At 63.9% G+C, this 19,460-nt stretch carries 20 protein-coding genes, 1 pseudogene and 1 riboswitch; of the genes and pseudogenes, 9 read left to right on the top strand and 12 right to left on the bottom strand.

Annotation, left to right across the window (positions count from 1 at the left end):
- Nucleotides 1-202: 202 nt before the first annotated feature.
- The 3 genes from ACVWZ5_RS05665 to ACVWZ5_RS05655 form a co-directional block, all read right to left on the bottom strand.
- Nucleotides 203-1,567, bottom strand: a complete 1,365-nt coding sequence (locus tag ACVWZ5_RS05665) for a DUF1329 domain-containing protein (RefSeq protein ID WP_069017869.1) — start codon at nt 1,565-1,567, stop codon at nt 203-205.
- Between the two features lie 25 nt (nt 1,568-1,592).
- Nucleotides 1,593-3,515 carry a DUF1302 domain-containing protein gene (locus tag ACVWZ5_RS05660; protein ID WP_062572833.1) on the bottom strand — a complete coding sequence of 641 codons (1,923 nt, stop codon included), beginning with the start codon at nt 3,513-3,515 and terminating at the stop codon, nt 1,593-1,595.
- Nucleotides 3,516-3,846: 331 nt separating this feature from the next.
- Entirely contained in the window at nt 3,847-5,529 is a 1,683-nt protein-coding gene (locus ACVWZ5_RS05655; RefSeq protein ID WP_062572832.1) for a fatty acid--CoA ligase, read from the bottom strand.
- A gap of 189 nt (nt 5,530-5,718) precedes the next feature.
- On the opposite strand from ACVWZ5_RS05655, the gene ACVWZ5_RS05650 reads away from it, so the two are divergent.
- The 3 genes from ACVWZ5_RS05650 to ACVWZ5_RS05640 all read left to right on the top strand — a co-directional run bounded on the left by ACVWZ5_RS05650 (nt 5,719) and on the right by ACVWZ5_RS05640 (nt 8,570).
- Nucleotides 5,719-6,684 carry a 2-hydroxyacid dehydrogenase gene (locus ACVWZ5_RS05650; RefSeq protein WP_186599284.1) on the top strand — a complete coding sequence of 322 codons (966 nt, stop codon included), beginning with the start codon at nt 5,719-5,721 and terminating at the stop codon, nt 6,682-6,684.
- 52 nt (nt 6,685-6,736) lie between these two features.
- Entirely contained in the window at nt 6,737-7,735 is a 999-nt protein-coding gene (locus tag ACVWZ5_RS05645) for a class I SAM-dependent methyltransferase (RefSeq protein WP_062572830.1), read from the top strand.
- 38 nt (nt 7,736-7,773) lie between these two features.
- A riboswitch (yybP-ykoY riboswitch) is annotated at nt 7,774-7,895 on the top strand.
- Between the two features lie 90 nt (nt 7,896-7,985).
- Complete coding sequence (locus ACVWZ5_RS05640; RefSeq protein ID WP_172402431.1) at nt 7,986-8,570, top strand: TMEM165/GDT1 family protein; 585 nt, start codon at nt 7,986-7,988, stop codon at nt 8,568-8,570.
- A 73-nt stretch (nt 8,571-8,643) separates the two neighbouring features.
- On the opposite strand, the gene ACVWZ5_RS05635 is transcribed toward ACVWZ5_RS05640, so the two are convergent.
- Nucleotides 8,644-9,459, bottom strand: a complete 816-nt coding sequence (locus tag ACVWZ5_RS05635) for a M48 family metallopeptidase (protein WP_062572828.1) — start codon at nt 9,457-9,459, stop codon at nt 8,644-8,646.
- A gap of 152 nt (nt 9,460-9,611) precedes the next feature.
- On the opposite strand from ACVWZ5_RS05635, the pseudogene ACVWZ5_RS05630 reads away from it, so the two are divergent.
- Nucleotides 9,612-10,898 (top strand): annotated as a pseudogene (locus ACVWZ5_RS05630) (HAMP domain-containing protein); the annotation flags it as partial.
- Nucleotides 10,899-10,910: 12 nt separating this feature from the next.
- A complete protein-coding gene (locus ACVWZ5_RS05625) occupies nt 10,911-11,753 on the top strand; it encodes a methyl-accepting chemotaxis protein (protein WP_371916482.1) in 843 nt (280 codons plus the stop codon).
- A gap of 19 nt (nt 11,754-11,772) precedes the next feature.
- Here the strand turns inward: ACVWZ5_RS05625 and ACVWZ5_RS05620 are convergent, their stop codons facing one another.
- From ACVWZ5_RS05620 to ACVWZ5_RS05610, 3 genes are read right to left on the bottom strand one after another with little or no spacing between them, the layout of a single operon-like run.
- Nucleotides 11,773-12,393 carry an SOS response-associated peptidase gene (locus ACVWZ5_RS05620; RefSeq protein ID WP_062364630.1) on the bottom strand — a complete coding sequence of 207 codons (621 nt, stop codon included), beginning with the start codon at nt 12,391-12,393 and terminating at the stop codon, nt 11,773-11,775.
- A 15-nt stretch (nt 12,394-12,408) separates the two neighbouring features.
- On the bottom strand, nt 12,409-12,669 hold the full coding sequence (locus tag ACVWZ5_RS05615; RefSeq protein ID WP_050703751.1) for a putative signal transducing protein: 261 nt from the start codon (nt 12,667-12,669) through the stop codon (nt 12,409-12,411).
- Complete coding sequence (locus ACVWZ5_RS05610; protein ID WP_010225771.1) at nt 12,669-12,851, bottom strand: CPXCG motif-containing cysteine-rich protein; 183 nt, start codon at nt 12,849-12,851, stop codon at nt 12,669-12,671. Before ACVWZ5_RS05610 ends, ACVWZ5_RS05615 begins: the two co-directional genes overlap by 1 nt.
- A gap of 125 nt (nt 12,852-12,976) precedes the next feature.
- Here ACVWZ5_RS05610 and ACVWZ5_RS05605 point away from each other — a divergent pair, with 125 nt between their 5' ends.
- Nucleotides 12,977-14,143: a 1-acyl-sn-glycerol-3-phosphate acyltransferase gene (locus ACVWZ5_RS05605; RefSeq protein ID WP_172402430.1), complete on the top strand. Its 1,167-nt coding sequence runs from the start codon at nt 12,977-12,979 to the stop codon at nt 14,141-14,143.
- A 40-nt stretch (nt 14,144-14,183) separates the two neighbouring features.
- Here ACVWZ5_RS05605 and ACVWZ5_RS05600 read toward each other — a convergent pair whose 3' ends face one another.
- The gene (locus ACVWZ5_RS05600) at nt 14,184-14,444 is read right to left on the bottom strand and encodes a hypothetical protein (RefSeq protein ID WP_028689516.1); all 261 of its coding nucleotides are present in this window, start codon (nt 14,442-14,444) and stop codon (nt 14,184-14,186) included.
- 158 nt (nt 14,445-14,602) lie between these two features.
- Between ACVWZ5_RS05600 and ACVWZ5_RS05595 the strand changes: the two genes are divergently transcribed.
- Nucleotides 14,603-14,809, top strand: a complete 207-nt coding sequence (locus tag ACVWZ5_RS05595) for a hypothetical protein (protein ID WP_050703748.1) — start codon at nt 14,603-14,605, stop codon at nt 14,807-14,809.
- Nucleotides 14,810-14,877: 68 nt separating this feature from the next.
- Here the strand turns inward: ACVWZ5_RS05595 and ACVWZ5_RS05590 are convergent, their stop codons facing one another.
- Nucleotides 14,878-15,462, bottom strand: coding sequence for a YajG family lipoprotein (locus ACVWZ5_RS05590; RefSeq protein WP_011532230.1), 585 nt, complete (start codon nt 15,460-15,462; stop codon nt 14,878-14,880).
- A 195-nt stretch (nt 15,463-15,657) separates the two neighbouring features.
- Here ACVWZ5_RS05590 and ACVWZ5_RS05585 point away from each other — a divergent pair, with 195 nt between their 5' ends.
- The gene (locus ACVWZ5_RS05585) at nt 15,658-15,891 is read left to right on the top strand and encodes a hypothetical protein (protein ID WP_062572824.1); all 234 of its coding nucleotides are present in this window, start codon (nt 15,658-15,660) and stop codon (nt 15,889-15,891) included.
- A gap of 605 nt (nt 15,892-16,496) precedes the next feature.
- Nucleotides 16,497-18,002, top strand: a complete 1,506-nt coding sequence (mqo, locus tag ACVWZ5_RS05580; RefSeq protein ID WP_062572823.1) for a malate dehydrogenase (quinone) — start codon at nt 16,497-16,499, stop codon at nt 18,000-18,002.
- A gap of 55 nt (nt 18,003-18,057) precedes the next feature.
- On the opposite strand, the gene ACVWZ5_RS05575 is transcribed toward mqo, so the two are convergent.
- The 3 genes from ACVWZ5_RS05575 to ACVWZ5_RS05565 all read right to left on the bottom strand — a co-directional run bounded on the left by ACVWZ5_RS05575 (nt 18,058) and on the right by ACVWZ5_RS05565 (nt 19,460).
- Nucleotides 18,058-18,348: a PA4642 family protein gene (locus ACVWZ5_RS05575; protein WP_062572822.1), complete on the bottom strand. Its 291-nt coding sequence runs from the start codon at nt 18,346-18,348 to the stop codon at nt 18,058-18,060.
- Between the two features lie 70 nt (nt 18,349-18,418).
- A complete protein-coding gene (locus ACVWZ5_RS05570) occupies nt 18,419-18,889 on the bottom strand; it encodes a hypothetical protein (RefSeq protein ID WP_062572821.1) in 471 nt (156 codons plus the stop codon).
- Between the two features lie 97 nt (nt 18,890-18,986).
- Complete coding sequence (locus ACVWZ5_RS05565; RefSeq protein ID WP_062572820.1) at nt 18,987-19,460, bottom strand: WbuC family cupin fold metalloprotein; 474 nt, start codon at nt 19,458-19,460, stop codon at nt 18,987-18,989.

The raw sequence follows: 19,460 nt of genomic DNA, 5'->3' as shown, positions 1-19,460 counted from the left end.
AATAGGGCGGCGTTAGGGTTTGTTGCGAGACTAGCGGCAAACGCTGCGCATTTGAAGATGATGCAGGCGCTTTGCCCTAAAAAGACTACGACAAAAAGAAACAGCAGCGACAGGCCGCTCGACTTCACGCCCGCACAAACAGAAACGCCCCGGCTAGCCGGGGCGTTCTGGGAGATCAAACGGAGTTGCGACGACTGTCAGCTCAACGCACACCCGCCTGACGCAGGGCTGCCGGCTGGAAATCGGCCTTGCTGGCGCTGAAGCCGAAGTTGTAGGCGCTCTTCTCTTCGTTCTTCATGCCCAGGGCCAGGTAGCGGCCCGACTGCAGGTCGTAGATGGCCTCCAGGGTGTACCAGGGTACCTGCACGTTGTAGTACGGCTGGGCGTGGGCCTCGGAAACGCGCCACAACTGGTTGCGACCGTCGTACTGGTCGATCACCGCAGCCTGCCAGGTGTCCTCGTCGATGTAGAAGTCACGCTTGGCATAGATGTGGCGCTGACCCGGCTTGAGGGTGGCAACCACGTGCCAGACGCGGCGCAGCTCGTAACGCGACAAGTCCTGGTTGATGTGCCCGGCCTTGATGATGTCGCTGTACTTGAGCTTCGGATCGTCCAGCTTGTAGGCGTTGGAGGCGATGTACATCTCCTTCTTGCCTTCGAGCTTCCAGTCATAACGGTCCGGCGCGCCGTTGTACATGTCCAGGTTGTCGGAGGTGCGCAGGCCGTCGGCGGCAGTACCCGGGCCGTCGTACGACACTTGCGGCGCCTGGCGCACACGGCGCTGGCCGGCGTTGTAGATCCAAGCCTTGCGCGGCTCCTTGACCTGGTCGAGGGTCTCGTGGACCAGCAGTACGGTCCCGGCCAGGCGCGCCGGGGCGGTCACTTCCTGCTTGAAGTAGAACAGAATGTTGCCCGGGTTGGCCGGATCGTAGTCCTTCATCTTGTCGCGGAACACGAACTGGTCCTGGAAATACACCAGGCTGTACGAGCCGTTCTGCTGCGGAGTGGCCTGGGTGACCAGGCGGGTCACGCTGCCACCACGGTAGCGGGTGATGTGGTTCCAGATCACCTCCAGGCCATCCTTGGGAATCGGGAACGGCACGGCGGTGCGGAAGTTCTCCAGGCCGTTGCCGCCGGCGACCAGGGTGGTCTTGGTGGCGTTTTCCTTGATCGCGGCGAACACATCGTCCGGTACCGTGGAGCCGCGGTGGGTCTTGTACACCGGGATCTTGTAGGTGTCCGGGTAGCGCTTGAGCATCGCCAGCTGGCCAGGCGAGAGCTTGTCCTTGTATTGGTCGGCGTTCTGCGCGGTGATGGTGAACAGCGGTTTCTCACTGGCGAAGGGGTCGGACAGGAAGCCCTTGGCGTCGGCACTGCCGGCGCTCTTGGACAGCGGCTCCCACGGGCCGATCGAGCCATCGGCGTTACCGGCCTTCTCCGCGCCCATCGGTGTCAGAGTGGAGCCCAGCTTGGCCGCTTCGGTGGCGGAAACCGCAGCCATGACGCTGGTTGCCAGCAGGGACATGCCCAGTACACCGGCTTGCAGCAGACGTGTGGTCATTTTCATTGTGTGTCGTCCTGGATCAGGTTTCTTAGAAGTTCACGCCGAAGCTGAGGGCGACGAAGTCGCGGTCATCCACGGTGGTGTACTTGCCATCGAAGAAGTTGGTGTACGACAGGCTCGCCGTGTAGGTGTTCTGGTACTCGGCGTCCAGGCCCAGACTGATAGCCTTGCGGCCTTCCTCGAAGTTGCCGCCGGGACCCGGGGAGTATCCGTCGACGTCATGGGACCAGGCCACGCTCGGGCGCAGGTTCACACCGGCGAAGACGTTGTTGTAGTCCCAGATGGCGCGAACGCGATAACCCCAGGAGTCAGAGGTGGTGAAGCCTTCGTTTTCGCAGTAGCGCGACAGGTTGTTCTGCTCGACGCCTGCCAGCGTGGTGGCGTTGAGGCTCTGGCAGCGGCCATTGGGCAGCGGGCCGGGGCCATAGACCGGGTCGCGGCCATAGCGCGCCTTCGAAGTACTTTCCAGGCCACCGACATGCGTCCAGCCGACTTCACCCACCATGGTCAGACGCTCGGCGCCCATGACCTGGTCGAAGAAGTGGGTGAAGGTGGTCTGCAGCTGGGTGATTTCCTTGCGACGATAGCCTGGCTGGTCGGTGTTCGGCGTGCCTTTCAGGACCGATGCGTTCGGATCGAGTGGCGTCAGGCCGGAATACAGGATGTCGGTGGTGTTCAGTTGCACCGGCGCGTTCGGGCGATAGCTGATCTCGCCGCTCCAGGCCGTACCGGTTGGCAAGGTGGTGGAGAAGCTCAGGCCGTAGAGGCGGATGTCCTCGGGATACTCCACGTGGTAGCTGGAGTTGCCCGCCACATACAGCGGCATGAGCTGCTGGAGCAACGCAGGGCTGATTGCGCCACCCGGTACGCCAGCCCGCGCCAGCGCGGCGGCGAGGTTGGCCGGGTTGTAGAATCGGGCATCGGCACCGCGACCGCTGAAGATCGGCGCACGGCTGTGGTAGTTCATGAAGTAACCACCGAACTCGGTGTTCAACGGCTCGTACATGTAACGCAAAGCGAGGCCGAACTGACCGCTATCACGGGCGTCACGGTCAGCCCCGCGGCGCACGATCACACCTTCGTCAGGCGAACCCCAGGAGACACCCTGGGCGGCAAGGGCACGCATGGTCGGCGCGGCAATTGGCCCCAGCCGTCCCGCCACGTTTGCCTGCTTGGCCAGCACCGCCAGGTTGTTGTTGCAGCCGTCGGCGATCACGTCAGGCTGGGAGAAGAAAGTGCCGCAGTTGTCGACAACGGTCTGGTCCCACTCGATCTGGTAGAAGCCTTCGGCGGTCAGGTTGTCGGTCACGCTCTGCGACAGGTAGAACATGTTGACCGGGATCAGGCCTTCCTTGATCTCCGCGCCCGGACGGCGGAACGCCGAGACGTCGATGGGGTTGATGGAGTTTATACCGCCACCGATGAAGGTACTTTCACCCCAGCTCACCACCTGCTTGCCCAGGCGTACGGTGCCCGGCAGATCGGCGATGCTGTAGTTGTGATAGACGAAGGCGTCGAGCAGTTCCGCGCCCGAAGACTTGGCGCCCTCCTTGCGGTTGGAATCGCTGATGTCCTTGAACTCGCGGTTTTCATCCTTGAGCTCGAAGTCGTACCAGTACTTGCCGCGGACGAACACGCCGGTGTCGCCGTACTTGAGTTCCAGGTCGTGGATGCCCTTGAAGATCTTCGAGAAGGTCTCGCCCTTCTTGAAGTTCAGGTGGCCATCGTCGGAGGTCTGCGACAACCCCCTGCCGCCGTTGTTGGCCCCGATGAGGTTCTTGTTGGGGTTGGCAGTCGACCAGCTGGCGCCAACGGAGAGCGAGGAGTCGAACTGGCCTTCGATTTCACCGATGTTGAAGCTGACAGCGAAAGCAGGACTTGCGAGCGTGGAAGCGAGGCTGACGGCCAGGGGCAGTTTCGCCCGGCGCCAGAACAGGTTTGCAGATGTCATCGACGCTACTCCATGTACTTTTTTGTTATGGCAGTGAGTCCTTTCAGAAACGGCTCGAGCGCCTGGTGAAGCAGGCTCCTGCCCGTGGCGCCGCGCGTTGCCGCGTGGTGCCCTCCCCCATTCCTGAAAATCCCCTGACCCGACTATAGCCAGCGGTCACAGGTGCTTGATCCCTCTAAAGTGTGATTTGCGCGTCCTGCTTGCGGCCCACCCCGATCGGCCGGCCTGCGCGCTGGCAGTGCTCAAGCATGGCTCAATTCTGCCGTTTGACAAGGCGGAATCCTGTCTAGCCTGCGGGGTCGCGCCTGAAAAAGCGCGACCCGCGCCCGGGTTACAGGGTGGAAAGGAAAGCGCTGTTACTGGCCTGCCACTGGCTGATGTCCACGCGGATGCGCTTCTTGTCGAGCTTGCCAACGCTGGTCTTGGGAATTTCAGTAACAAGGGCGATCTGGCTGGGAATCGCCCACTTGTTGATGTGCCCTTGTTCGACGAAAGGCTTGAGGTGTTCCTTGAGCGCACGGGCATCGATGCTCTGCCCCTCGCGCACCACCAGCAGCGCGAACGGGCGCTCGCCCCACTGAGGGTCGGGCACCCCGACTACCGCCACCTCACGCACCGACGGGTGCCGGCTGACCAGATCCTCGAGGTCGAGCGAAGAGATCCATTCGCCACCGGTCTTGATCACATCCTTGATGCGGTCGCGGATGTCGATGAAGCCCATGCCGTCCAGGGTGGCGACATCGCCGGTATGCAGCCAGCCACCCTGCCAGAGCTCCTCGCCCTTCTCCGGCTCGCGGAAGTAGCCCATGGTCAGCCAGGGCGCGCGCAGCACCAGTTCGCCCTGGGTTTCGCCATCGGCGGGCAGGAAGTTGCCATTGCCATCGACGATGGCGGCCTCGACCAATGGCACCGGCACGCCAGCCTTGATCCGGTAGCTGGTGCGCTCATCCTCGCTGCCGGCCTGCAACTCGTCGTTCAGGTGCGCGGCACTTATCAGCGGGCAGGTTTCCGACATGCCGTAGGCGGCGGTGAGCTGGATGCCCCGGGCCAACGCCGCCTGGTACAGGGCGCGGTTGAGCGCGCTGCCGCCGATGATGATCTTCCAGCCACCGAAATCCTGCCCGGCCGCCGACGGGCAGTTGAGCAGCATCTGCAGGATGGTCGGCACGCAGTGGGAAAAGGTGACCTTTTCCTCGCGCCACAGCCTGATCAGCATGTCCGGCTCGTAGCGCCCCGGATAGACCTGCTTGATCCCCATCATGGTCGCCACGTAGGGAATACCCCAGGCGTGCACGTGGAACATCGGCGTGATCGGCATGTAGACGTCGTTGCTGCTCAGCAGCCTGACGCTGTCCAGGCTGCCCAGAACCGAGGTTTCGGCCAGGGTGTGCAGCACCAGCTGGCGATGGGTGAAGTACACCCCCTTGGGATTGCCGGTGGTGCCGGTGGTGTAGAAGGTGGTGGCTACCGAATTCTCGTCGAAGTCAGGGAAGTCGTACTGCGGGCTGGCCGCGGCCAGCAGTTGCTCGTACTCGCCCACCAGGTTCGGCAGGTCGGCGGTCTTGTCCGGCCCGTCGGTCAGCAGCAGGGTCTTGTCGACCGTGGTCAACTGCCCGGCAATTGCCTGGTAGAGGCCGATGAAATCGCTGTTGACCAGCACGAAGCGGTCTTCGGCGTGGTTCATGGTGTAGAGGATCTGCTCGGGCGACAGGCGCACGTTGATGGTGTGCACCACCGCGCCAATCATCGGGATGGCGAACATGCACTCCAGGTAACGGTGACTGTCCCAGTCCATCACCGCCACGGTGTCACCGGCCTTCACACCGGCCGCGGTCAACACGTTGGCCAGGCGGGCGATACGCTCGTTGAGCTGCGGGTAGGTAAGGCGGACCTGGTCGCGGTAGACGATCTCGCGGGTCTTCTCGTAGCGGCTGCCGGACATCAGCAGGCGCTTGATCAGCAACGGGTATTCGTAGGCGCCCTCGGCGGGCTTGATGATGCGAGTCTGCAACATGGGTATCCCTTTTCTTCAATACGGGCAGAACGGTTCAGTAATCCACTGTAGTTCGGTGACGCACCGGTCAAATCAGCCGAAGGAATGATTTGCGCCCGCGAGGTATGAGTGCGGACGGCACCGTTGACGAATGGCGCCGGCGGACCAGACACTGCGTTGATGCCCGCCGCCCTACCACCGGAGCCCCTGATGCCCAGCCCACGTCGCGCCGTGTTTCTCGATCACCAGTCACTGGACCTGGGTGACCTCGACCTTTCACCGCTGCAGGCGCAGTTCGATGAACTGCAGCTGTACGCCGCCACCACAGCCGATCAGGTCGCCGAACGCCTGCAAGGCGCCACGGCGGTGATCAGCAACAAGGTGATGCTCGACGCCGCCACATTGGCCGCCGCCCCTGACCTCAAGCTGATCCTGGTGGCCGCCACCGGCACCAACAATGTCGACCTGGCCGCCGCCCGAGCCCAGGGCATCAGCGTGTGCAACTGCCAGGGCTATGGCACGCCGTCAGTGGCCCAGCACACCCTGGCACTGCTGCTGGCCCTGGCCACGCGCCTGTGCGACTACAACCAGGCGGTGAAGGCCGGGCAGTGGGCCAAGGCCAGCCAGTTCTGCCTGCTGGACTTCCCCATCGTCGAGCTGGAGGGCAAGACCCTCGGCCTGCTCGGGCATGGCGAGCTGGGCGGCGCGGTGGCGCACCTGGCCGAGGCGTTCGGCATGCGCGTGCTGAGCGGGCAGATTCCCGGCCGGCCCGCCCGCGCCGATCGCCTGCCGCTGGACGAACTGCTGCCACAGGTCGATGCCCTGACCCTGCACTGCCCGCTCAACGAGCAGACCCGGCACATGATCGGCGCCAACGAACTGGCCCTGCTCAAGCCGGGGGCATTGGTGGTCAACACCGCCCGCGGCGGGCTGATCGACGAACATGCCCTGGCCGATGCCCTGCGTAGCGGCCACTTGGGCGGCGCCGCCACCGATGTGCTGAGCGTCGAGCCGCCGGCCGAGGGCAACCCGCTGCTGGCGGCGGACATCCCGCGCCTGATCATCACCCCGCACAGCGCCTGGGGCGCGGTGGAATCGCGCCAGCGCATCGTCAGCCAGTTGGCCGAGAACGCCCAGGCCTACTTCGCCGGCCAACCGCGGCGAATGGTCGGCTGATCCGCCGACGCCTCTGCTACACTGCGCCACTTTTTTTCAGGAGGCGTCGTCCATGGACCCGCGCAGTGAAGTGTTGCTCCGCCAGGCAGAGCTGTTCCAAGGCCCGCTGCTGATCGCCGGCGCCCAGGCCGACGGCCTGCTCGGCCAACTGCCCGGCGCCCATGGCTGGACCTGGCATGCCGGCGACCAGGCGCTGCTCGAGAGCCGCTTCCCCGGGCGTAGCCACTATGGTGTCGAAGTGCCCGAGGTGGCCTTCGATTCCGCCGTGCTGTTCCTGCCCAAGTCCCGCGAGCTGGCCGCCTACCTGCTCAATGCCCTGGCCTCGCGCCTGGGCGGTCGCCAGCTGTACCTGGTGGGGGAAAAGCGCGGCGGCATCGAAGGCGCGGCCAAGCAGCTGCAGGTGTTCGGCAAACCGCGCAAGCTCGACAGCGCCAGGCACTGCCAGTTGTGGCAGGTAACCGTGGACAACACCCCTGGGGCCACGCCGCTGGAAAGCCTGGCCGAACGCTTCGAACTGCCGCTGGCCGATGGTCCGCTGCAAGTCATCAGCCTGCCCGGAGTGTTCAGCCATGGGCGCCTGGACAAGGGCACCGCACTGCTGCTGGAACACCTCGACGGCCTGCCCAACGGCCATGTCCTGGACTTCGGCTGCGGCGCCGGCGTGCTCGGCGCCACGATCAAGCGCCGTTATCCGCAGAGCCGGGTCACCTTGCTCGATGTCGATGCCTTCGCGGTCGCGGCCAGCCGCCTGACCCTGGCGGCCAATGGCCTGGAAGGCGAGGTGATCAGCGGCGACGGCATCGATGCCGCGCCGTCGGATCTGGACCTGATCCTGAGCAATCCGCCGTTCCACACCGGTGTGCACACCGACTACCAGGCATCGGAAAACCTGCTGAAAAAATCAGGCGAACATCTGCGAAAAGGCGGAGAAATGCGGTTGGTAGCCAACAGTTTCCTGCGCTATCAACCCCTCATCGAAGGCGCCCTGGGCAATTGTGAAATCCGAGCCGAGGCACAAGGCTTTCGCATCTACCGGGCGACGCGCGAATAAAAACAGGGCTTGCCGAAAGCGTTTCGCCTAGGCAGAATCCGCTCCGTCCTAGGGGAGTAGTCTCCCGCGAGCCCCCTGCTCGCCCGGTACGCGTCAACACACTTGGCCCACAGGCCATGGCGCGTGCGACCCACGATCTGCGCAGACAGGTCCAGGGTTTGACAAGACCTATGACACGCACACCTTACCCGGGGCGGGGAGGCTGTACGTGTCATAGCCGTGTCGACCCGCCCCCGTAGGAATCCTGATGCTGGAATCGTTGCTCGTCCCCACCGCCATCGTTGCCCTCGCCGAAATCGGCGACAAGACGCAATTGCTCGCGCTCATCCTCGCCGCACGCTTTCGCAAGCCCTGGCCAATCATTGCCGGGATCATCGCCGCGACCCTGGCCAACCATGCCGCCGCCGGTGCCGTGGGCGCCTGGGTCAGCGGTTTCTTCAGCGAGTCGGTGCTGCACTGGATTCTTGCCGCGAGCTTTACCGCCACCGCGCTGTGGACGCTGGTACCGGACAAGATGGACGATGACGAAACCAGCAACGCGCGCCGCTTCGGGCCGTTCGTCACCACGCTGATCGCGTTCTTCCTCGCCGAGATCGGCGACAAGACCCAGGTGGCCACGGTGATGCTGGCCGCCCAGTATCCGCACCTGATCATGGTGATCATCGGCACCACCCTGGGCATGCTGATCGCCAACGTGCCGGTGGTCCTGGCGGGCAACTTCGCGGCGGAGAAACTGCCGCTGACGCTGATCCGTCGCCTGGCGGCGACCGCGTTCATCGTGCTGGCCATCGTCGCGGTGTATTCGGCGATGAAGACCAGTGGCTGGGTTGGCTGATCGCGCAGGAGGCTTTACCCCTTGTGGGAGCGGCGGTGCGCCGCTCCCACGTTTTGCATGCAACCCCGGCGGCTTACTTCTTGGCCGCTTGATACAACGGCATCACCTTCGGAATCGCCGCCTGCAGCGAAGCGATCCGGCTGCTCGACGCCGGGTGGGTGCTCATGAACTCCGGCGGCGCCCCCTCGGACGCCTTGCTCATCTTGTTCCACAAGGTGATCGCGGCGTTCGGGTCGTAGCCGGCGCGGGCCGACAGTTCGAGGCCGATCAGGTCGGCTTCGTTCTCGTTGGCCCGGCTGTTGGGCAGGGTCATGGCGTAGTTCACCACGGTATCGGCCATGGCCATGCTGTCCTGGCCCAGGCCGAAGATCGCGCCGGCGCCCTGGCGGGCCATTTCCACGCCATAGGCCTTGGACATCGCTTCACGGCTGTGCTCACGCAGGGCGTGGGCGATCTCGTGGCCCACCACCGCGGCAATCTCGGCGTCGGTCAGCTTGAGCTGGTCGATCAGGCCGGTGTAGACGATGATCTTGCCGCCCGGGCCGCAGTTGGCGTTGAGCTCGTCGCTCTTGATCACGTTGACTTCCCAATTCCACTGCGCGGCATCCGGCCGGAACTGTGGTGCCTGGGCAATCAGGCGCTTGGCAATGGCCTGCACGCGCTTGGCATCATTGCTTGTTTTGTCCAGCACGCCCTTGCTCGACGCCTCGCCGAGGGTCTGCTGGTAGGACTGGGCGTACATCTGGTTGACCTCATCGGTCGAGAGCATGCTGAACATGTACTGCTGGCGCTGGACGCCCACGGCACCGCCACTGGTGGTATTGACCGCCTGGCAACCGCCGAGCAGGACGCTGGCCGTCAGCATGCTGACAACGAATGACTTACGCATGAAAACACTCCCTATTTACGTGCCGCGTATCCTAGGCCCAGACGTCCGCGCCTGCCAGAGCCACAGGTAAGATTTCTGATAATCCCCTCATGCTTTGGTATTAGCCCGCCGATAACATTCGGTAACGACCTCCTTGCGCGCGGAGCTTTGCCATGAAGTTCAAGTCGATCCAGTTTTCCGTGGCCGCCCTGGCCGGTGCCATCGTGCTGAGCATTGTCGCGGCCCTGGTGCTGTACGCCGTGTATTCGGGGCAGCGGACCCAGACGCTGGTACAACAGCGCACGCAGCAGCAGTTCGAGACGGTCATCGAACAGCGCCTCTCGGCCCTGGCCCGCACCCAGGTCAGCGAGATCCAGCGCGGCCTGGAAGCGCCCCTGGCGATCGCCCGCGGCCTGGCCACCGGCAATGCCATGCTCGGCATGCAGGGCGCCGACGGCCAGCCACTGATGCGCGTCGATCGCGAACACCTGATCAACCAGCTCAAGCGCACCGTGGAGGTCAACCCAAGCGTGCTGGGCGCCTACCTGGGCTGGGAACCGAACGCCCTCGACCATGCCGATGGCCGCTACGTCGGCAGCCACCTGGTGGGTATCGACAGCGCCAGCGGGCGCTTCCTGCCCTGGTGGTTCCGCAATGGCGACGGTAGCCTCGGCCAGGACAAGCTGGCCGATGTCGACGACCGCACGGTGCTCGCCACCGGCGTGCGCGCCAGCGAGTACTACCTGTGCCCCAAGGAGTCGAAAAAGGCCTGCGTGATCGATCCCGCGCCCTATAAAGTGGGCGACAAGATGGTCATGCTCGCCTCCTTCGTCGAGCCGATCATGATCGACGGCCAGTTCCAGGGCATGGCCGGCGCCGACCTGTCGGTGAACTTCATCCAGGACCTGCTCAATGCCGCCGACCGCCAGCTCTACGACGGTGCCGGCGAACTGGCGCTGGTCTCCAGCAACGGGCGCCTGGTGGCCTACACCCGCGATCCGGCCAAGTTCGGTGAAAAGGCCGGCGACGTGCTGGACAGCGACGAAGCCAATACCCTCAAGAACCTGAGCGGCGAGGCGCTGCACTATGAAGTGGATGCCGCCAAGGACCGCATCGAACTGTACCTGCCATTCAAGATCGCCGGCACCGACGCACGCTGGACTTTACTGCTGGAGCTGCCGCTGAGCACGGTCATGGCCGACGTCAACCGCCTGCAGCAGGACCTGGCCGAACAGCGCCGCACCGATATCGCCGGCATGACCGTGGTCGGCCTGGGCATCGCCGCCCTCGGCCTGCTGGTGATCTGGCTGCTGGCCCTGGGCATTGCCCGCCCGCTCAAGCAGATGGTGAGCATGCTCGACGACATCGCCCAGGGCGAAGGCGACCTGACCCGGCGCCTGCAGAGCGACCGGGCCGACGAACTGGGCGCCATCGCCAAGGGCTTCAACACTTTCCTGGCCAAGTTGCAGGCGATGATCAGCCAGGTGGTCAGTTCGGTGCAGAAAGTCAGCGACTCGTCGGAACACACCGCCGACATTGCCATTCGCACCAACCAAGGCGTGCACAAACAGATGGCCGAGATCGACCAGGTGGCCACCGCCGTACACGAAATGACCGCCACTGCCCAGGACGTGGCGCGCAATGCCACGCAGGCGGCACAGGCCGCGAGTGAAGCTGACCGCGCCGCCAACCAGGGCCTGGACATCGTCCGCGATACCTCGCACTCGATCAGCGAACTGGCCACCGAGATCGGTCGCGCCGTGACCGTGGTCCAGGACCTGGCCCGCGACAGCGAGAACATCAACGCCATTTTGGTGACCATCCGCGCCATCGCCGAGCAGACCAACCTGCTGGCGCTCAACGCCGCCATCGAGGCGGCCCGGGCCGGCGAGCAGGGCCGCGGTTTCGCGGTGGTCGCCGACGAGGTGCGCAACCTGGCGCAGAAGACCCAGCAGGCCACCCAGGAAATCCAGCAGATGATCCAGCAACTGCAGCTGGGTACCCGCGAAGTGGTCAAGGTGATGGAAGACAGCCAGGGCAAGACCGACATCAGTGTGCAGCAGGCCAGCCGCGCGGCCGAGTCGCTGGCCAGCATCACCCAGGCGGTGTCGGTGATCAACGACATGAACACGCAGATCGCCAGCGCCGCCGAGGAACAGAGCGCCGTGGCCGAGGACATCAACCGCAACGTGATCAACATCGGCCAGGTGGCCGGCGAAGTGGCGGGTGGCGCCGACGAGTCGAGCCAGGCCAGCGCCGAGCTGACCAAGTTGGCCGAGCAGCAGCGGCGGTTGATCAATCAGTTCAGGGTTTGATCCCAGGGCGCGCCGCCACCTAGGCCGGGGTCAGGCACTCCGGCCCATTGAGCTTCGGATCGTTGACGAAATTCGCCAGCGCCCGCTCACGCAACACCGTTGGCGGCTTGGCCAGCAACTCGTGCAGCCTCGCCATCGGTGTTTCGGGGTCCAGCCACAGCGCCTGCTCGGCCTCGTCCAGAATCAGCGGCCGGCGCTGGTTCATCGCCGCTTGCGTCACCACCGCGCAACTCAGCCATGCCTGCTCCTGCACGGGGTAAACCTCCCATAGCGCGGCGAAGAACAGCGATGCACCTTCCCCCGGCGTTACCCAGTACGGGCGCTTGCGCGCCGTGCCGCGCCATTCGTAGAAACCGTTGGCCGGCATCAGGCAGCGCCGCTGACGCAACGGCTCGCGAAACATCGGCTGTTCGGCGAGGGTCTCGGCACGGGCCTGGGCCGGGGTGCGGGACAGGTCGGTGAGCCAGGCCGGAGTCAGTCCCCAGCGCGCACCGGCCAGTTGCAACTGGCCGTCGAGCTGGCGCTGGATCAGCACCGTGGCACCGGGCGAGATGTTCCATTGGGCCTGCTGGCCCGCAGGGAAGCCCGGCAAGCCGGCGAAGCTCTGGGACCAGCGAAACAGGGCGTAGCGTCCACACATGGGCGAAATCAAAACCTAGCAGATCAGGGTTCCGGGGTAACTCTCCGGTTCGTCGCCGGCAAGCGGCTGGGCGGCATTGTACGCATCGATCAACTGCCGTGCGTACCCGGCCTGCTCGTCCGGTACCGCCAGCCCCAGCAAACCGTGCATCGGCAACTCGCCCACGGCGCCCATCAGGTCGCGCCCGACCAGGTGCACGTCGATGCCCTCGCTGGCCAGCATACCCACCAGCATCTGCGCCTCCAGCAGGCTTTCGGGTTCATAGATCCGTTGCATCAATCGTTCTCGCCATAGACATCGAGCATCCACTCCTCGCCATGCACCTGCAGCACGAAGCGGATAGGCTTGCAGCACACCTGGCAGTCCTCGATGTATTCCTGGTCGCCGCCGGACAGGTCCACCGTGGTTTCGACTTCTTCGCCACAATAAGGGCAATCGTAGATCGCAGTTTCCAGCATCGCGGCCTCCGGAGTGACTTGTGCGTATAATTGCCGGTCTGTTTACAGGGCCAGTGTGCGTCCGAGCCGTTTTTCGGAGCCCGCCCCTACCTAATTACCCTAGCCGTTTCCAACAAGAGAGCATGATGGGCGAATTCGATGCCATCCGACCGTACGACGACGCTGAGGTCCCTGCCGTTCTGGCACGCCTGCTCAGCGACCCGGCATTCCTCGATATCCTCACCCACTTCCGCTTCCCGCGCGCCGCGGGCGCCTTCGGCTGGCTGCTCAAACCGCTGATCGCCCGGCGCCTGCGCAAGGAATTCGCCGGCGTAAGCTGCGTGTCCACGCTGCAGGACAAGGTCGAGTACTACGTCGACCGCACCATCGACCGCGCCACCGATGGCGTCACCTACACCGGCGTCGAACAGCTCAAGTCGGGTACCGCCTACCTGTTCCTGGCCAACCACCGCGACATCGTCATGGATCCGGCCTTCGTCAACTACGCGGTGTACCACGCCGGCCTGCCGACGCCGCGCATCGCCATCGGCGACAACCTGCTGCAAAAGCCATTCGTCAGCGACATGATGCGCCTGAACAAGAGCTTCATCGTGCACCGCTCGATCAGTGGCCGCCGCGAGAAGCTGGCCGCCTACCAGTTGCTCTCGGCCTACATCAACCACTCGATCCGCAACGATTGCGTGTCGATCTGGATCGCCCAGGCCGAAGGCCGCGCCAAGGACGGTGACGACCGTACCGATTCGGCGATCCTCAAGATGTTCCACATGAGCCGCAAGGACGAGCCGTTCGGCGCGGTGATCCAGGGCCTGAACCTGATCCCGGTGTCGATCAGCTACGAATACGACCCCTGCGACCAGGCCAAGGCCCGCGAGCTGTACATCCGCGCCACCACCGGCAGCTACACCAAGGCGCCGGGCGAGGACGACAACAGCATCGCCCAGGGCATCACCGGCTACAAAGGTCGGGTACACATCAACTTCGCCCCACCGGTGAGCGACTATCACGAGGACACCAAGCAACTGGCCCAGGCCATCGACCGGCAGATCCTCGGCGGCTACCGGCTGTTCCCGGTGCACTACCTGGCCTATGCGATGTGGGCGCAGAAGGACGAGACGCTCGAGGTGCCGAGCGCGGAAAAAATCTTCCCGGCCGACGAGCTGGCCAAGGCGAAGGAAGAATGGCAGCGTCGGCTGGACGCATGCCCCGTGGAGCATCAGCCGTACCTGGTACAGCAGTATGCGACGCCGGTACGTAACCAGTATCAGGTGAAGCGTCAGCCGGCATCGGCCTGACAATATGTTTTGTCGAAGCGGGCGTGCCCGCTCCGACAAATCAGATCCAGGTACTGAACCAGGACAGCAGCAAGGCCATCGCCAGGCAGCAAAAACCCAGGATGTAGTAATAGCGCGGCACCCGCTGTTCGAGGCCTTCAACCACGCCTTCATCCACCGCCAGACGCTCCCGGCTCAGCGCCTCGCGACGCCGGGCGCTGTGCAGCAGCAGCCCGCCAGGGCAGGTAATGAGCAGAGCCAGCAGGTTGATCAGCTTGGCCGGATGGGCGGCCAGGAAGCCCCAGAGCATTTGCAACGACATTGCGCGACCTCGGCATCACGTACGGCAAAGCCCGGCATTCTACTCAAGCCCGGGATCGGTGCCGCCACTTTACGACCAGCTGTCATTTAATTTCATCTGTCACACGCTCGTCATGAGGGCAGGCCACCCTGTCGGCCTCTACCGAACCGGAGCTTGTCATGCTGCACGCCGAAAACCAGGACCGCCTCTACCTTGTCGCCCAGAGCGACGAGCAGCAGGCGCTGATCGACGGTTTCGCCATCAATGTCCAGGACCGCCAGTGGCTGGTGTATTGCGCGCTGGGCGGGCATGCCCATCAGGACTTGCCAGAGGTCGACCCGCATACCGGGATCAGCCTGCTGGACTTCAATGTACAGGCTGCCTGAGCCGCGAAGGCAATAAAAAACCCGCCGCCTGGATGACCGGGCGGCGGGTTTTGTTCATTCCAGAAGCCTTACTCGCCCAGCACCTGGCCGACGGTCGGGTCCTTGAACAGACGGGTCAGGGCATCGCTGAGCACATCGCTCACCAGCTTGGTATTGGTTTCCTGGTTCGGCGCCATGCCGAAGCGCTGGTCCAGCGAAGCACCGTAGCGGCCGCTGTAGCGGCGGTTGGCATTGGACACGTCGGCACGGAAGGTGGCGCCGATTGTCGCCTCGGTCACGTACATCTTGTCCTTGGGCGACTGGTACTTGAGCTCGGCCAGGGTCACGGTCAACTGCGGCGCGTTGTAGGCGTTGGGCGTCGGGGTGAAGCCGAGCAGGCGCACCGCCGCCTCGGCCTGGGCCTGCAGCTTGGGCACGACATCGTTGCCATTGACGGTGATGGTGCTGGTCTCGGGGTACATGCCACCGCGAGTGCCGAGCGACTGCGAGGCGCGCCCGTCGACGACCTTGACCACCACCGGCTGGCCGTGGCCGACCGGGGCCAGTTGCTGGGTAAGCTTGGGTTGCGGGCTGAGTTGCTGCGGGCTGTGGGCACAACCGGCCAGGCTCAGGCTGGCCACCGCGAACAAACCGACCAACAGACGTTGCAACATGCGCGTTTCTCCAGAAAAAGCGGCAAAGGCCCACAGTATACCTAGCGGCAAGCTTCCAGCGGCAAGCGACAAGCAAAAGCACTTGCGCTTTTCCTCGTAGCTTGCCCCTGGAAGCTTGCAACCGCCCTTCTGTCACAATCGTTTCATGCCCCCCGGCTATTCTGGCGCCAGCCCTCACACACAGGACTGACCGCCATGGCCTCGCTCTGGACCCTGCTCTTCCACCGCCCGCGCCACGCCACCTACGCCCGCCTCGACAGCGAAGGCATCTGCCTCGGGTTCAAGCACTGTGTCACGCCACCGGGCAACGCCGGCTGGGTGCAGGTGAACGAGGCGCAACTGGCCTGGCTCGGCCGTCCGCTGCCAGCCAACGCCCGGGTTTGCGCCCGTGCAACACAGCATTGGCGGCAACGCACCCTGTCGGCCTGACAAACGCTGCAATAAAAACCCAACAAGTACGCCCTTTCCGCCCGCGACATCGTTATAATCTCCCCCCGATTATAAGGACGTCTCCTGATCGGGCCCCGCATTCGCCGCTTGACCCCGGCACCCTCGACGCTTCGCCCACAGAGAGCCTTCCACTCAGGTCTTGCATTGGCTGTCGTGCCTGCTGTTTCCGGCCTTCTGCTTCGCATGAACCTGCGGGTTGCCATCGCGCAGTCCACTTTTGAGGTTCACGACTCCAAAAGAGCGTGAAAAAACGGTTTTTCACAACTTCACGAGAGTGTGGCGAGCAAATGAACAGTCTGGCATGTGCAAGAGCGGCAGATGTGTCCCGAACAGCCCTGAACAGACGGCAAAAACGCTCATCCCCGATGAGCCTCTGAGGCCGGTCCATAACGCACGACGGAGCACTTGACCATAAGTCGAATTGCCGCACCCGTGGCAAAGGGCGTTCAATAGCCGAACACCCAAGACTGATTGGCGGTGTCCGCGGAAGTTGCAAGAACTGCGAAGAGTCGGACATGGCGATCCTGGCCACCCCAGGGATCCTATGCTGTCAATTAGGTGCTGTAGATTGTGGAGACGCGTTAATGGCGCAGAACGAATCGGTTGATGTGGTACTGGTAGGCGCGGGCATCATGAGTGCCACCCTGGCCGTACTGCTCAAGGAGCTCGACCCGACCCTGAAGCTTGAGGTCATCGAGGCGATGGACTCCGGGGCCGCAGAGAGTTCCAACCCTTGGAACAACGCCGGTACCGGCCATGCCGGCCTGTGCGAGCTGAATTACACCCCGCAGGCTGCCGATGGCAGCATCGACATCAAGAAAGCCGTGCACATCAATACCCAGTTCGAGGTTTCGCGCCAGTTCTGGGCGTACCTGAGCAGGAAGGGCAACTTCGGCTCGCCACGTGCCTTCATCAACCCGGTTCCGCACCTGAGCTACGTCGAGGGTGACAAGGGTATCGACTTCCTCAAGAAGCGCTTCGAGCTGCTCAAGCAGCACCACGCCTTCTCGGAGATGGAATACACCGAAGACAAGGCCGTGATGAATGACTGGATGCCGCTGATGATGCCGGGCCGTCCGGCGGACCAACGCATCGCCGCGACCCGCGTGATGAAGGGTACCGACGTCAACTTCGGCGCCCTGACCAACAAGCTGCTCAAGCAACTGGGCAACAGCCCGGACGCCCAGGTCAAGTACAGCAAGAAGGTCGTCGGCCTGCGTCGCAACGGCAGCGGCTGGACCGTGAGCATCAAGGACGTCAACAGCGGCGGCAGCCGCGAAGTCGACGCCCGTTTCGTCTTCCTCGGCGCCGGCGGCGCGGCCCTGCCGTTGCTGCAGATGTCCGGCATCCCGGAGAGCAAAGGTTTCGGTGGCTTCCCGGTCAGCGGCCAGTGGCTGCGCTGCGACAACCCGGAAATCGTCAAGCAGCACCAGGCCAAGGTCTACAGCCAGGCCGCAGTAGGCGCCCCGCCGATGTCGGTCCCGCACCTGGACACCCGCGTGGTCGATGGCAAGAAATCGCTGCTGTTCGGCCCATACGCCGGCTTCACCACCAAGTTCCTCAAGCACGGTTCGCTCATGGACCTGCCACTGTCGGTGCGCATGGGCAACATCGGCCCGATGCTGGCGGTGGCCCGCGACAACATGGACCTGACCAAGTACCTGGTGAGCGAAGTGATGCAGTCGATGGAACAACGCCTGGAATCGCTGCGCCGCTTCTACCCCGAGGCCAAGGCCGAGGACTGGCGCCTGGAAGTGGCCGGTCAGCGTGTGCAGATCATCAAGAAGGATCCGAAGAAAGGCGGCATCCTGCAGTTCGGCACCGAGCTGGTCTCGGCCCAGGACGGCAGCCTGGCCGCACTGCTCGGCGCCTCCCCGGGCGCCTCGGTGACCGTGTCGATCATGCTCGAGCTGATCGAGCGCTGCTTCCCCGAGCAGGCCAAGGGTGCCTGGGCCGCCAAGCTCAAGGAGATCTTCCCGGCCCGCGAGAAGGTCCTGGCCAGCGACGCCGCCCTGTACCACAAGATCAGCGCCGACAACGACGAGGCACTGGAACTGGTGGAAAGCAGCCCGGCCAAGCATTACGCCTGATCCGGCCAAAACGAAAAAACGCCCCTCGGGGCGTTTTTTTGTGCCTGGACCTCTATCAGCTCCGGGCGTTGTCGATGATCTCGATGTACTCCGGCGCATTGCGCTGGTCGGCGATCACCTCGACGAAGGTCTTGCCGTGCTCGTCCTTGCCGTCCAGGTCATAACCAGCCGCGACGAAGAAGCCCACATAGCGCTCGAAATCATCGATGCGCAGGCCACGATAACCCTTGATCAGCTTGTGATGCGACGGCGAGGTCAGGCCATCGGCCGGCTCGAACTGCAGGAACGTCTTGATGTACTCGTCGCTGATCTCGTCACCAATCACTTGTTTCTTGTCTTTACGCATCGCCGACTCCAACTGGACCATCACGGACATTTTCGAAGGCCGGCAGTTTACCCCCCGAAACCTGCGGCCCTCAACGCGTACGTACGGTACCGGTGTGCAGGTCGGCCCAGATGTGGCCATTGGCGTAGGTGAGGAACTGCACGTACAGGGTTTCGTTGCGCAGCAAGTCCATGATCACCCGGTAGTCGGCCATCGGGTAGTTGAGGGTCAGGGTCCGGCTCTTGTCGTCATAGGCCGGCTTTTTCAAGCTCTTGCCGCCTTCGCCGTCGAAGTTGAGCAACACCTGAGCGATGGTAGAACCCTTGCTCAACGGCTTGCCCTTCAGGCGCATGTGCAAGGACGAAGTGATCGGAATCGGTTGCTGGTCGGACTGGCGCTGGGTGCCCACAACCACGCTGTAGTCGGTGACCTGCAGCAGTTGCTGGCTGGCCGGAGCCTCCTGGCGCAGGGAGAGGTCGTCGGGCGGGAGGAACTGGCTGTGCAGCGGCGCAGCGGAAAGCGGCAGGCTCACCGCCAGCAGGAGGGGGACGATCGCACGCATGTGGGGCTCCTTGGCATGAGCAGGCACTCTACGCACAGGCCCTGTCGCGGGGCAAGTCGCAGCGGCGAACCGCCGCTCCCGCGATGAGAGAGCGAGCTCAATCGAACTGGGCGCGCATCCAGGCGTGATACTCGGTAACACCCGCTTCGCCTTCACGCGGCGCCCAGTGAGCGTGCTCTCCCTCGCCCACAGGCCGGTACGGCCCGGCCTTGCACTCGAACATCACGCTGTCTGCCTCGAGCACCACCAAACCGTGGTAGGTCCCGGGCGCCAGGTCGACCCCCAGGCACTCGCCGCCCGCCAGCAGTACACGCTTGTCGATCACCTCACCCTGATCATCAAAGATCAACAGCCCCAGGCACCCTTTGAGCACGATCAGAGCCTCGGCCTTGTCATCACTCAGGTGCCGGTGCGGCGGAATGTAGGTGTGCGGCTGCAATCCCACTGCCATGCGATGGCAAGGTTCATCCATCTGGTGGAAGTTGTGGTGTTGACGCCCACGCGGCCCTTCGCTGGCCTTCTGCGCCAGCCCGTCGAACAACGACTGATCGAGGAACGCAGGCTGGCGCAT

This window comes from Pseudomonas sp. TE6283 (assembly GCF_054060555.1).
This window is presented reverse-complemented; position numbering and strand designations above follow the sequence as displayed.

Bases quoted from the DNA above. Each gene is read 5' to 3' on its own strand.
- ACVWZ5_RS05565 (WP_062572820.1), bottom strand. From the start codon at position 19,460: ATGCGCCAGCCTGCGTTCCTCGATCAGTCGTTGTTCGACGGGCTGGCG.
- ACVWZ5_RS05615 (WP_050703751.1), bottom strand. From the start codon at position 12,669: ATGCAACGGATCTATGAACCCGAAAGCCTGCTGGAGGCGCAGATGCTG.
- ACVWZ5_RS05660 (WP_062572833.1), bottom strand. From the start codon at position 3,515: ATGACATCTGCAAACCTGTTCTGGCGCCGGGCGAAACTGCCCCTGGCC.
- ACVWZ5_RS05595 (WP_050703748.1), top strand. From the start codon at position 14,603: ATGCTGCACGCCGAAAACCAGGACCGCCTCTACCTTGTCGCCCAGAGC.
- ACVWZ5_RS05655 (WP_062572832.1), bottom strand. From the start codon at position 5,529: ATGTTGCAGACTCGCATCATCAAGCCCGCCGAGGGCGCCTACGAATAC.
- ACVWZ5_RS05620 (WP_062364630.1), bottom strand. From the start codon at position 12,393: ATGTGTGGACGCTACGCCCTGTTTCGCTGGTCCCAGAGCTTCGCCGGC.
- ACVWZ5_RS05645 (WP_062572830.1), top strand. From the start codon at position 6,737: ATGGACCCGCGCAGTGAAGTGTTGCTCCGCCAGGCAGAGCTGTTCCAA.
- ACVWZ5_RS05585 (WP_062572824.1), top strand. From the start codon at position 15,658: ATGGCCTCGCTCTGGACCCTGCTCTTCCACCGCCCGCGCCACGCCACC.
- ACVWZ5_RS05665 (WP_069017869.1), bottom strand. From the start codon at position 1,567: ATGAAAATGACCACACGTCTGCTGCAAGCCGGTGTACTGGGCATGTCC.
- ACVWZ5_RS05635 (WP_062572828.1), bottom strand. From the start codon at position 9,459: ATGCGTAAGTCATTCGTTGTCAGCATGCTGACGGCCAGCGTCCTGCTC.
- ACVWZ5_RS05600 (WP_028689516.1), bottom strand. From the start codon at position 14,444: ATGTCGTTGCAAATGCTCTGGGGCTTCCTGGCCGCCCATCCGGCCAAG.
- ACVWZ5_RS05570 (WP_062572821.1), bottom strand. From the start codon at position 18,889: ATGCGTGCGATCGTCCCCCTCCTGCTGGCGGTGAGCCTGCCGCTTTCC.
- ACVWZ5_RS05625 (WP_371916482.1), top strand. From the start codon at position 10,911: ATGATCAGCCAGGTGGTCAGTTCGGTGCAGAAAGTCAGCGACTCGTCG.
- ACVWZ5_RS05610 (WP_010225771.1), bottom strand. From the start codon at position 12,851: ATGCTGGAAACTGCGATCTACGATTGCCCTTATTGTGGCGAAGAAGTC.
- ACVWZ5_RS05650 (WP_186599284.1), top strand. From the start codon at position 5,719: ATGCCCAGCCCACGTCGCGCCGTGTTTCTCGATCACCAGTCACTGGAC.
- mqo (WP_062572823.1), top strand. From the start codon at position 16,497: ATGGCGCAGAACGAATCGGTTGATGTGGTACTGGTAGGCGCGGGCATC.
- ACVWZ5_RS05575 (WP_062572822.1), bottom strand. From the start codon at position 18,348: ATGCGTAAAGACAAGAAACAAGTGATTGGTGACGAGATCAGCGACGAG.
- ACVWZ5_RS05590 (WP_011532230.1), bottom strand. From the start codon at position 15,462: ATGTTGCAACGTCTGTTGGTCGGTTTGTTCGCGGTGGCCAGCCTGAGC.
- ACVWZ5_RS05605 (WP_172402430.1), top strand. From the start codon at position 12,977: ATGGGCGAATTCGATGCCATCCGACCGTACGACGACGCTGAGGTCCCT.